The sequence below is a fragment of the Methylibium sp. genome (assembly GCF_013817345.1).
GTDB lineage: Bacteria > Pseudomonadota > Gammaproteobacteria > Burkholderiales > Burkholderiaceae_C > Methylibium.
On sequence record NZ_JACDCW010000115.1, the window covers coordinates 1 to 10,865 of the forward strand.

At 64.2% G+C, this 10,865-nt stretch carries 10 protein-coding genes, 1 tRNA gene and 1 pseudogene; 6 read left to right on the forward strand and 6 right to left on the reverse strand.

Annotated elements, in window-relative coordinates; translation table 11 throughout:
• A pseudogene (locus H0W40_RS17035) lies at positions 1-147 on the reverse strand (lytic transglycosylase domain-containing protein); the annotation flags it as partial.
• Positions 148-158: 11 nt separating this feature from the next.
• A complete protein-coding gene (locus tag H0W40_RS17040; protein ID WP_292448597.1) occupies positions 159-1,904 on the reverse strand; it encodes a proline--tRNA ligase in 1,746 nt (581 codons plus the stop codon).
• A gap of 143 nt (positions 1,905-2,047) precedes the next feature.
• Between H0W40_RS17040 and H0W40_RS17045 the strand changes: the two genes are divergently transcribed.
• Positions 2,048-2,638: an RNA pyrophosphohydrolase gene (locus H0W40_RS17045; RefSeq protein WP_292448599.1), complete on the forward strand. Its 591-nt coding sequence runs from the start codon at positions 2,048-2,050 to the stop codon at positions 2,636-2,638.
• A 119-nt stretch (positions 2,639-2,757) separates the two neighbouring features.
• Here H0W40_RS17045 and proB read toward each other — a convergent pair whose 3' ends face one another.
• The 4 genes from proB to rplU all read right to left on the reverse strand — a co-directional run bounded on the left by proB (position 2,758) and on the right by rplU (position 5,705).
• Positions 2,758-3,876, reverse strand: a complete 1,119-nt coding sequence (proB, locus tag H0W40_RS17050; protein WP_292448601.1) for a glutamate 5-kinase — start codon at positions 3,874-3,876, stop codon at positions 2,758-2,760.
• 24 nt (positions 3,877-3,900) lie between these two features.
• Positions 3,901-5,016 (reverse strand): Obg family GTPase CgtA, encoded by a 1,116-nt coding sequence (gene cgtA, locus H0W40_RS17055; RefSeq protein WP_292448604.1) that lies wholly within the window; start codon positions 5,014-5,016, stop codon positions 3,901-3,903.
• A gap of 92 nt (positions 5,017-5,108) precedes the next feature.
• On the reverse strand, positions 5,109-5,366 hold the full coding sequence (gene rpmA, locus H0W40_RS17060) for a 50S ribosomal protein L27 (RefSeq protein WP_292448606.1): 258 nt from the start codon (positions 5,364-5,366) through the stop codon (positions 5,109-5,111).
• Between the two features lie 27 nt (positions 5,367-5,393).
• The gene (gene rplU / locus H0W40_RS17065) at positions 5,394-5,705 is read right to left on the reverse strand and encodes a 50S ribosomal protein L21 (protein ID WP_292448609.1); all 312 of its coding nucleotides are present in this window, start codon (positions 5,703-5,705) and stop codon (positions 5,394-5,396) included.
• A 269-nt stretch (positions 5,706-5,974) separates the two neighbouring features.
• Here rplU and H0W40_RS17070 point away from each other — a divergent pair, with 269 nt between their 5' ends.
• The 5 genes from H0W40_RS17070 to H0W40_RS17090 all read left to right on the forward strand — a co-directional run.
• Complete coding sequence (locus H0W40_RS17070) at positions 5,975-6,916, forward strand: polyprenyl synthetase family protein (protein WP_292448618.1); 942 nt, start codon at positions 5,975-5,977, stop codon at positions 6,914-6,916.
• A 38-nt stretch (positions 6,917-6,954) separates the two neighbouring features.
• Positions 6,955-7,031: transfer RNA gene (locus H0W40_RS17075), tRNA-Pro, on the forward strand.
• A gap of 149 nt (positions 7,032-7,180) precedes the next feature.
• Positions 7,181-8,899 carry a type IV-A pilus assembly ATPase PilB gene (pilB, locus tag H0W40_RS17080; protein WP_292448612.1) on the forward strand — a complete coding sequence of 573 codons (1,719 nt, stop codon included), beginning with the start codon at positions 7,181-7,183 and terminating at the stop codon, positions 8,897-8,899.
• 26 nt (positions 8,900-8,925) lie between these two features.
• Entirely contained in the window at positions 8,926-10,149 is a 1,224-nt protein-coding gene (locus H0W40_RS17085) for a type II secretion system F family protein (RefSeq protein WP_292448615.1), read from the forward strand.
• 21 nt (positions 10,150-10,170) lie between these two features.
• On the forward strand, positions 10,171-10,865 hold a 695-nt coding region (locus H0W40_RS17090), incomplete at its 3' end, for an A24 family peptidase (RefSeq protein ID WP_292448616.1).

Below are 10,865 nucleotides of genomic sequence, written 5' to 3' on the forward strand. Positions count from 1 at the left end.
GCCTTGCGCCACCGCGGCCGACAGCGCCGTGCGAACCGAGTCGGCCAGCGGCTCCTCGAGTTGCCCGCGGGCTTCGGCGCTGCGCGGTGGCAGGCCGGCGGCCAGCGCCAGGCCGGCCAACAGCGAGCGGCGGCGCAGGGTGTTCATCCGCCCTGCGTTCAGGCGCCCAGGCGCTGGCGCAGGGTGGCCGTCACATCGGCCAGCGGCAGCTTCGAAGCCTCGGCTTCGGCGCGGCCTTGCAACTCGACCTGCCCATCCTTGAGCCCGCGGTCGGAAATCACCACCCGCTGCGCAATGCCGATCAACTCCCAGTCGGCGAACATGGCGCCGGGGCGCTCACCGCGGTCGTCGAGGATGACGTCGATGCCCAGCGCGAGCAGTTCACCATGCAGCGCATCGGCGGCGGCTTTCACTTCCGCAGAGCGGTCGTAGCCGATCGGGCAGATCACCACCGCGAAGGGCGCAAGCGCCGCAGGCCAGCGGATGCCGCGCGCATCGTTGCATTGCTCGATGGCGGCGCCCAGGATGCGCGTGACGCCGATGCCATAGCAGCCCATTTCCATTAGCTGCGGCTTGCCGTTCTCGTCGAGGTAGGTCGCGTTCATGGCGGCGCTGTACTTGGTGCCGAGGTAGAAAACGTGGCCGACCTCGATGCCGCGCTGGATGGCCAGCACGCCCTTGCCGTCAGGCGAAGGATCGCCGGCCACGGCACTACGGATGTCGGCCACCAGGTCGGGCTCGGGCAGGTCACGGCCCCAGTTCACGCCGGTGTAGTGAAAATCGGCCTCGTTGGCGCCACAGACAAAGTCGCTCATGTTGACGACGGTGCGCTCGGCGATCACCTTGACCGGCTTTTTCATCTCCACCGGCCCGAGGTAGCCGGGCTTGCAGCCGAAGTGCGTGTCGATCTCGGCGGCGGTGGCGAAGCGGAAACCGGCCTTCAGACCCGGCAGCTTGCCCGCCTTGATCTCATTGAGATCATGATCGCCGCGCACCAGCAGCAGCCAGACGGTGGTCTGCGAGATGTCGCCGCCTTCGCTCTTGTCGTCCGAGGCGAGCACCAGCGACTTGACGGTCTGAGAGAGAGGCAGGTCAAGCAGTTCCGCCACAGAAGAGCAGGTGGCCTTGCCGGTGGTAGGCGTCTTCGCCAAGGCCTGTTTCGGCGCGGCGCGCTCGTCGATCAGCGGCAGGCATTCGGCCAACTCCACGTTGGCCGCGTAGTCGCTGGTCGGGCAGTACGCGATGGCGTCCTCGCCCGTATCGGCGATCACCTGAAACTCGTGCGAGCGATCGCCGCCGATGGCGCCGGTATCGGCGGCCACCGCGCGGTAAACCAGGCCGAAGCGGTTGAAGATGCGCTCGTAGGCGGCGTACATCGCGTCGTAGCTGAGGCCGGCGGCTGCCACGTCGCGGTCGAAGGAATAGGCGTCCTTCATCGTGAACTCGCGTCCGCGCATCAGGCCGAAGCGCGGCCGTCGCTCGTCGCGGAACTTGGTCTGGATGTGATAAAAATTCTTCGGCAGTTGCCGGTAACTGCGCAACTCCTGTCGGGCGATGTCGGTGATGACCTCTTCGCTCGTGGGCTGAATGATGAAGTCGCGCTCGTGCCGGTCTTTCACGCGCATCAACTCCGGGCCCATCGCCTCGAAGCGCCCCGTTTCCTGCCAGAGCTCGGCGGGCTGCACGAGCGGCATCAGCAGCTCTATCCCGCCAGCGCGGTTCATCTCTTCGCGGATGATCGCCTCGACCTTGCGGATCACTCGCAGGCCCATGGGCATGTAGCTGTAGATGCCCGCGCCCAGCCGCTTGATCAGGCCGGCGCGCATCATGAGCTTGTGGCTCACGATCTCGGCATCGGCCGGCGCTTCCTTGAGGGTCGAGATGAAGAACTGCGAGGCTTTCATGGCAGGCGCCGGGGCATCCAGGAACGGTGGTGTGCGCGAGCGCGCAGGGTGCGAAGGCCCCATCCGCACCCTGGGGCGGGCGCGGGTTGCATCGAGAAGGCCCGGTGCAATAATGAATTCAAGACTGAATTCGAGGTTTCATTATGCTCGACCGTGAAGGCTTCAGGCCGAACGTCGGCATCATCCTGCTCAACCAGCGCAACCAGGTCTTCTGGGGCAAAAGGCTGCGAACCCATTCGTGGCAATTTCCTCAAGGCGGCATCAAATACGGCGAAACGCCCGAGCAGGCGATGTTCCGCGAGCTCCATGAAGAAGTGGGCTTGCACCGGGAACAGGTGCGCGTGGTGGCACGCACGCGCGACTGGCTGCGCTACGAAGTGCCCGACCACTTCATTCGCCGCGAGGCACGCGGCCACTACCGCGGGCAAAAACAGATCTGGTTTCTGCTGCAGCTCACCGGGCGCGACAGCGACATGAACCTGCGCGCCACCGACCACCCGGAGTTCGACGCCTGGCGATGGAACGAGTACTGGGTGCCGCTTGAGGTGGTGATCGAGTTCAAGCGGGACGTCTACCAAATGGCGCTCACCGAACTGGCGCGCTTCCTGCCCCGCAGCAACCACCAGAACCGCTACTTGCGTTCGGGCATGCGTTTGCAGCGACGCGATGAGGCCGCCTCCGAACACGACCCGGGCACTGCGGCTCAGCCTAGCGAGCCCAGCGGCACGCAGTGAAGGGGAGCAGGAAAAGCCTGTCGGCCGGGGGTCGGCAGAGCGCGGGCCCGTCTCATCTGAAAGAGTAGTGTCGGCAAACCGCTGCGGTCAAACGCTAGTTAGCAAGCGCCGACGTCGCTTTACGACAGCACTAGGTTGTCCCGGTGAATCATTTCGGCTTCGCCGGTAAAGCCCAGCAGCCGCTCGAACTCGCTCGAAGGCTTGCGCGCGATCAGCCTGGCTTCGCTGCTTGCGTAGTTGGCCAGGCCACGCGCGATCTCGACGCCGGCTCCGCTGCGCACCGCGATCACGTCGCCGCGTGCGAATTCGCCATGTACTGCGACCAGGCCGATGGGCAGCAAGCTCTTGCCGTCGTCGCGCAGCTTGGCGAGGGCACCGTCGTCGATGACGACCGCGCCACGCAACTGCAGATGATCCGCCATCCACTGTTTGCGAGCGGCAATCTTGGCGGTGCTGGCGGTGAGCAGCGTGCCGATCGCTTCACCGGTGGCCAGCCTTAGCAGGACGTCGGGCTCGCGGCCCCACGCAATCACGGTGGAAGCCCCGCTGCGCGAAGCGCGCTTGGCGGCCAGCACCTTGGTGATCATGCCGCCACGGCCCAGGCTCGAGCCGGCACCGCCGGCCATGCTCTCGAGCGCCGGGTCGCCGGCCCGCGCCTCGTCGACGAAGCGGGCTGTCGCGTCCTTGCGCGGATCGGCCGAGAACAACCCGGCCTGATCGGTGAGGATCACCAGTGCATCGGCCTCGATGAGATTGGCCACCAGTGCGCCGAGCGTGTCGTTGTCGCCGAACTTGATCTCGTCGTTGACGACGGTGTCGTTCTCGTTGATGACCGGGATCACTCTCAAGCGCAGCAGCGTGAGCAGTGTCGAGCGCGCGTTGAGATAGCGCTCGCGGTCGGCCAGGTCAGCGTGCGTCAACAAGACCTGGGCGCTGCCGATGCCGCGCTCGCGCAGCTTGCTCTCGTACATCTGCACAAGACCCATCTGCCCCACGGCCGCGGCGGCCTGCAGTTCATGAACTTCCTTGGGACGTGTGCGCCAGCCCAGGCGTTTCATGCCTTCGGCGATGGCGCCGCTCGACACCATCACCACGTCGCGGCCCTGTTCGGTCAGGGCGGCAATCTGCCGGCACCAGGTGTCGATGGCCTCTTCGTCGAGGCCTCGACCTTCATTGGTGACCAGGCTGGAGCCGACCTTCACCACGATCCGCTTCGCGGCACGCAGTACGTCAGACATGCCTTGCCCTTTCCGCCCCGCCGCTCATCGAAAACGGGGATCGTCGGCCTGGGGAACAAAGGCCGCATCCTTGCCGGACACGTCATCCGCGTCGAGCTCGGCAAAGCGCACATCGGGATCGACGTGGTGGGTCTGGTAGGTCGCCACATGGCGGTAGACCGCCTGCACCAAGTGTTCGCAGCCTTCGCGCGTCAAGGCCGAAATCTCGAACACGGGGCCTTTCCATTTGAAGCGCTTGACAAAGTCTTTCACCCGCGCGGCGCGTTCATCGGCTGGCACCATGTCCAGCTTGTTGAGCACCAGCCAGCGCGGCTTGTCGAACAGAGCCGGGTCGTATTTCTTCAGCTCGGCCGCGATTGCCTTGGCCTGCTGGACCGGGTCGGCATCATCGAAGGGCGCCAGGTCGACCATGTGCAGCAGCAGGCGCGTGCGCTGCAGGTGCCGCAGGAAACGGTGACCGAGCCCGGCGCCTTCAGCAGCACCTTCTATCAGCCCCGGCACGTCGGCCACAACGAAGCTCTGCTCGGGCCCGACGCGCACCACCCCGAGGTTGGGATGCAAGGTGGTGAACGGATAGTCGGCAATCTTCGGCCGTGCGTTGGAGATTGCCGCGATCAGGGTCGATTTGCCGGCATTGGGCATACCAAGCAGGCCGACGTCGGCGAGCACGCGCAGTTCGAGCTTGAGCTTCTTCTGCTCACCGGGCCAGCCGGGGGTCTTCTGGCGCGGCGCGCGGTTGGTGCTGGTCTTGTAGTGAAGATTGCCAAAGCCCCCGTCGCCGCCCTTGGCAATCAGGATGCGTTCGTCGGGCTCCAGCAACTCCGCGATGGGCGCGCCCGTTTCAGCATCAGCGATGATCGTCCCGACGGGCATGCGCAGAACGATGTCGTCGGCCGCTGCACCGAACTGGTCGGAGCCGCGCCCGTGTTCGCCGCCGCGGGCTTCATGGCGCCGGGAGAAGCGGAAGTCGACGAGCGTGTTGAGATTGCGGTCGGCTTGGGCATACACGTTGCCGCCACGCCCGCCGTTGCCGCCATTGGGCCCGCCGAAGGGAATGAACTTCTCGCGGCGAAAGCTCGCGCAGCCGTTGCCGCCGTTGCCGGCGATCACGTCGATATAAGCCTCGTCGACGAATTTCATCGCATCTGCAGTCTATTTCGGACGATGTTAGCGGAGCCGTGCCAACGAAAAAGCCCCGGCGAGCCGGGGCTTCGTAGGCGGGGTCTGCAGACTCAGCGCGGGGTCACGACCACCGTGCTACGGCTGCGCTCGCCCTTGACGGCATAGCTGACTTCGCCGTCGACCAACGCAAACAGCGTGTGGTCCTTGCCGATGCCGACATTGGCTCCGGGATGAAAACGCGTGCCACGCTGACGCACGATGATCGCGCCGGCCGTGATGACCTGACCGCCGAACACCTTGACGCCGAGCATCTTCGGCTGCGAATCGCGGCCGTTGCGTGTGGAACCGCCGCCTTTTTTCTGTGCCATTTTTCAGCTCCTTCTAGGTTGCAAGGTTCAGCCGTTCACTGAACTGATTTCCAGCTCGGTGAAGTTCTGACGGTGACCCTGCCGCTTTTGGTAGTGCTTGCGGCGGCGCATCTTGAAAATGCGAACCTTGTCATGACGGCCGTGCGCCAGCACCGTGGCCACGACCTTCGCGCCGGCAACCAAGGGAGTCCCAACCTGCAGGTCCGCGCCGTTGCCCACAGCAAGCACCTGGTCGATCACGATCTCTTGGCCAACGTCCGCAGCAATCTGTTCTATTTTGATCTTTTCGCCTGCAGCAACCTTGTATTGCTTGCCGCCGGTTTTTATGAGCGCGTACATATCAGCCTCTCACTCGAGTTCTCTTACTGGAAACACAAGCCGCCCCTCAAACGAAGCAGCCGGCCCCGCGCAATTTTGCGAAGCCGGTGACTTTAACACATGCCCTTGTGTCAAGCGGTCAAAGAAGCGGCCGTGCTCGACGTGCCACAGCGTCGGAGTGCCGCGCTTTCTATAATCGCCGCTTCGCTCGCGCTCCCCGCGGGCTTTCGGGTTCTGTCGTGTCCGCCGTCTCGCCTGCCGCCTTGTCGGCCTCCACCTTTGCCGACCTGATGGCCCCCGAGATGGCAGAAGTCGACGCGCTGATCCGGCGCCGGCTGTCATCCCAGGTGGCGCTGATCAACCAGATTTCGCACTACATCGTCAGCGCCGGAGGCAAGCGGATCCGTCCGACCTTGGTCCTGCTGTTCTCGCAGGCGCTCGGATTTCACGGGCCGGAGAGATTCGAGCTGGCGGCCACTGTGGAGTTCATTCATACGGCGACGCTGTTGCACGACGATGTGGTCGACGAATCGGAGCTGCGCCGGGGGCGCGACACCGCGAATGCGCGTTTCGGCAACGCCGCCAGCGTGTTGGTCGGCGACTTTCTGTATTCGCGTGCCTTTCAGATGATGGTGTCGGTGAACCGCATGCGGGTGCTGGAGGTGCTGGCCGATGCAACCAACGTGATCGCCGAGGGCGAGGTTCTGCAGTTGATGAACATGCACGACCCCGACCTTGCGGTGGACGACTACTTGCGCGTGATTCGCTTCAAGACGGCCAAGCTGTTCGAGGCCAGCGCGCGCTTGGGCGCCCTGCTGGCCGACGCTCCAGCGGAAATCGAGGCGGCCTGTGCCGACTACGGCCGCGCGCTGGGCACCGCATTCCAACTGATCGACGACCTGCTCGACTACGAGGGCGCCACCACAGCACTGGGCAAGAACGTGGGTGACGATCTGCGCGAAGGCAAGCCGACCTTGCCGCTCCTGGCCGCCATGGCGCGGGGCACTCCGGCCCAGCGCGACTTGGTCCGGGCAGCCATCGTCAACGGAGAGATCGAACGCTTGCCCGAGGTGATCGCCATCGTGCGCGAGACCGGGGCACTCGATGCGACGCGGGCCGTCGCACGCGGAGAAATCGAACGGGCCAGGCAGTGTTTGACCGTCCTGCCCGATTCGGCGCACCACGAGGCACTGCTATACTTATGTGCTCAGTCGATCGAGCGTTCCGCGTGAGCGCCGCTCGATATCCGCGCCTCGCGCGGCGAGCAATTCGGGGTGTAGCTTAGCCTGGTAGAGCGCTACGTTCGGGACGTAGAGGCCGGAGGTTCGAATCCTCTCACCCCGACCAAGCTTTTTCTCGATCGTCTTTCGGGGCATGCGTGTGTCTTACGCACGGCATCGGCGGGAGATCGAGTAGTGGTGCGCCTTCGCGCGTTTACACCGGCTGATGAATCGACGATCATGAACCGGTTGCAACGCCTGCCGAACTGATCGCCCGTGGACACAATCGCCGACGCTCCGCAGAGTTCCTTGTCCGGCGTGGCGCGCGTCCTGGTTCACGCTGGCAAACTCACAGTCAAGGCTGCCGAAGATTTGGTCCGCGGCGCCAAAGAGCAGCGCCGCAGCTTCATCTCGGCGGTGATCGGCGCCGGCGCCGTCAACCCGGCCGACTTGGCGCACACGCTTTCTACCGCTCTGGCCATGCCGCTACTCGATTTGGCGGCCATCGATCCGCAGCGCTTGCCTCGCAATGTGATCGACGCCAAGCTGGCCGCTCAATACCAGGTGATCGTGCTCGGCAAGCGCGGCAATCGCCTGTTCATTGCCGGTGCCGACCCAACCGATCAGGAAGCCGTCGAACGGATCAAGTTCGCGACGCAGCTCACGCCGGAATGGGTGATCGTCGAACACGACAAGCTGCTGCGTCTGGTCGAGGCCGCCACGATCAGCGCCGGCGAGTCGCTCGAGTCGCTGGTGGCCGGCGATTTCGAGTTCGACGTCACCGAAGAGGAAACCGGCAGCACCGAGACACAGGATGTTTCGACCGATGTCGAAGACGCTCCGGTCGTGCGCTTCCTGCAGAAGATGCTGATCGACGCGATCAATGCGCGCGCTTCCGACTTGCATTTCGAGCCTTACGAGTCGATCTATCGCGTGCGCTTTCGTGTCGACGGCGAACTGCGCGAGATCACGCAGCCACCCATCGCCATCAAGGACAAGCTCGCCTCGCGCATCAAGGTGATTTCCCGCCTCGACATCGCCGAGAAACGCGTGCCGCAGGACGGCCGCATGAAGCTCAAGTTCGGCAACAAGGCAATCGACTTCCGGGTCAGTTCGCTGCCGACGCTGTTCGGCGAAAAAATTGTCATCCGCATCCTCGATCCATCGAGCGCGAAGCTCGGCATCGAGGCGCTGGGCTACGAGAAGATCGAAAAAGACCGCCTGATGCTGGCCATCAAGCGGCCCTACGGCATGGTGCTGGTGACCGGCCCGACCGGCTCGGGCAAGACGGTGTCGCTCTATACCTGCCTGAACATCCTCAACCAGCCCGGCGTGAACATCGCAACGGTCGAGGACCCGGCCGAAATCAACCTCCCGGGCATCAACCAGGTCAATGTCAACGACAAGGCGGGAATGAACTTCGCCGTCGCGTTGAAGGCATTCCTGCGACAGGACCCGGACATCATCATGGTCGGTGAGATTCGCGACCTGGAAACCGCCGACATCGCGATCAAGGCTGCGCAGACCGGGCACATGGTGATGAGCACGCTGCACACCAACGATGCGCCGAAGACGCTCACGCGCTTGATGAACATGGGCGTGCAGCCCTTCAACATCGCCTCCAGCGTGATCCTGATCACGGCTCAACGTCTGGCGCGGCGGCTTTGCGAGAACTGCAAGGCGCCCGCCGATTACCCTAAGGAAGCTTTGGTGAAGGCGGGGTTCACCCCAGCCGATTTCGAAGGTACCTGGAAGCTTTATCGAGCGGTCGGTTGTTCGAGCTGCAGCAACGGGTACCGGGGCCGCGTCGGTCTGTACCAAGTGATGCCGATCACCGAGGATATCCAGCGAATCATCCTGACCGAAGGCAATGCGATGGACATCGCACAGCAGGCGCACCGTGAAGGCGTGCGTGATCTTCGGCAGTCGGGTCTCATCAAGGTGCGCGCCGGCATGACGACCCTGGAAGAAGTGATCTCGGTCACCAACGAATAAGCGCTTCGCGAGGAACTCTACAGACCATGGCCACAGCAACCGTGTCGGCAAACGGCATCAAGGAACTCGTCTTCGAGTGGGAAGGCAAGGACAAGAACGGCAAGCTGGTGCGCGGCGAGATGCGTGCGGGCGGCGAGGCGGCCGTCGGTGCGACGCTGCGGCGCCAGGGAATTCTGGTCAACAAGGTCAAGAAGCGCCGCATGAGCGGCGGCCGGTCGATCAAGCAGAAGGACATCGCGATCTTCACGCGCCAGATCGCGACGATGATGCGCGCCGGCGTGCCGCTGCTGCAGTCCTTCGACATCGTCGCGCGCGGCAGCACCAATCCGCGCGTGACCAAGCTGCTCACCGACATTCGCTCCGACATCGAGACCGGCACCAGCCTGTCCTCGGCGTTTCGCAAGCACCCGCTGCATTTCGACGCGCTCTACTGCAACCTGGTGGAAGCCGGCGAGGCGGCGGGCATCCTCGAGACGCTGCTCGAGCGCCTGGCCGTGTACCAGGAGAAAACACTCGAGATCAAGCGCAAGATCAAAGGCGCGCTGATGTACCCGGTGGCGGTGCTGGTGGTCGCCTTCATCGTCGTCGCAGTGATCATGATCTTCGTGATCCCCGCCTTCAAGGAAGTCTTCAGCTCCTTCGGGGCCGAGTTGCCGGCGCCTACGCTGCTCGTGATGGCGATATCGGAAGTGTTCGTGGGCTACTGGTGGCTGATCTTCGGAGTGATCGGCGGCGGCACCTACTTCTTCCTGGAGTCGTGGAAGCGCTCGGAGAAGATGCAGAAATTCATGGACCGTGTGCTGCTCAAGATGCCGGTGTTCGGCGACCTCGTCTACAAATCGGCGGTCGCCCGCTGGACGCGCACGCTGGCGACGATGTTTGCCGCCGGCGTTCCGTTGGTCGAGGCGCTCGACTCGGTGGGTGGCGCATCGGGCAACGCCGTGTTTGCCGAGGCGACGGAAAAGATCCAGAAGGATGTTTCCACCGGCACGGCCTTGACCACGTCGATGCAGACCACCGGCATTTTTCCGGTGATGGTGCTGCAGATGTCTGCCATCGGCGAAGAGTCGGGCGCCCTTGACCAGATGCTCGGCAAAGCGGCCGAGTTCTACGAGCAGGAGGTCGACGAGGCCGTCAAGGGCCTGTCCAGCCTGCTGGAGCCGATCATCATCGTGGTGCTCGGCACGATCATCGGCGGCATCGTGGTGTCGATGTACTTGCCGATCTTCAAGCTGGGCCAGGTGGTCTGAGGCCGTTTCGTCGGCTTGTCGATGTCCAATGACTGGCTAGGCGGGCTTCTTTCGCCCTGGGCGCTCGGGCTTCTGGGCCTTTGCATCGGCAGTTTCCTCAACGTCGTGATCCACCGTCTGCCGCAGATGATGGAGCGGGCCTGGAAGCTGGAAAGCGCTGAACTGCTGGGCGTGGACGTACCCGAAACGCCGGCGCTCACGCTCTCGCGACCGGCCTCGCGCTGCCCGCAGTGTGGCCACCGGATTCGCTGGTTCGAGAACGTTCCGCTTGTCAGCTGGCTGATCCTGCGCGGCCGGTGCTCCGCCTGCAAGACGCCGATTGCGGTGCGCTACCCGTTGATCGAGCTGAGCACCGGTGTTCTGTTCGCACTGCTGATCTGGCGCTTCGGCGCGCAGCCGGTGGTGCTGGCATGGTGTGGCTTCGTGGCGGCGCTGATCGCGCTGTCGGGCATCGACTGGGATACGACGCTGCTGCCCGACAGCCTGACGCAGCCGCTGCTGTGGGCTGGCCTGCTCGCCGCAGCAGCCGGATGGACTGTGCCGCTCCCCACAGCGCTGGGTGGGGCTGTGGGGGGGTACCTTGCACTCTGGTCGGTGTATTGGCTGTTCAAGCTGACCACGGGCAAAGAGGGGATGGGCGCCGGCGACTTCAAACTGCTGGCCGCCCTGGGCGCCTGGCTGGGTTGGCAGATGCTGCTGCCCATCGTGCTCGGCGC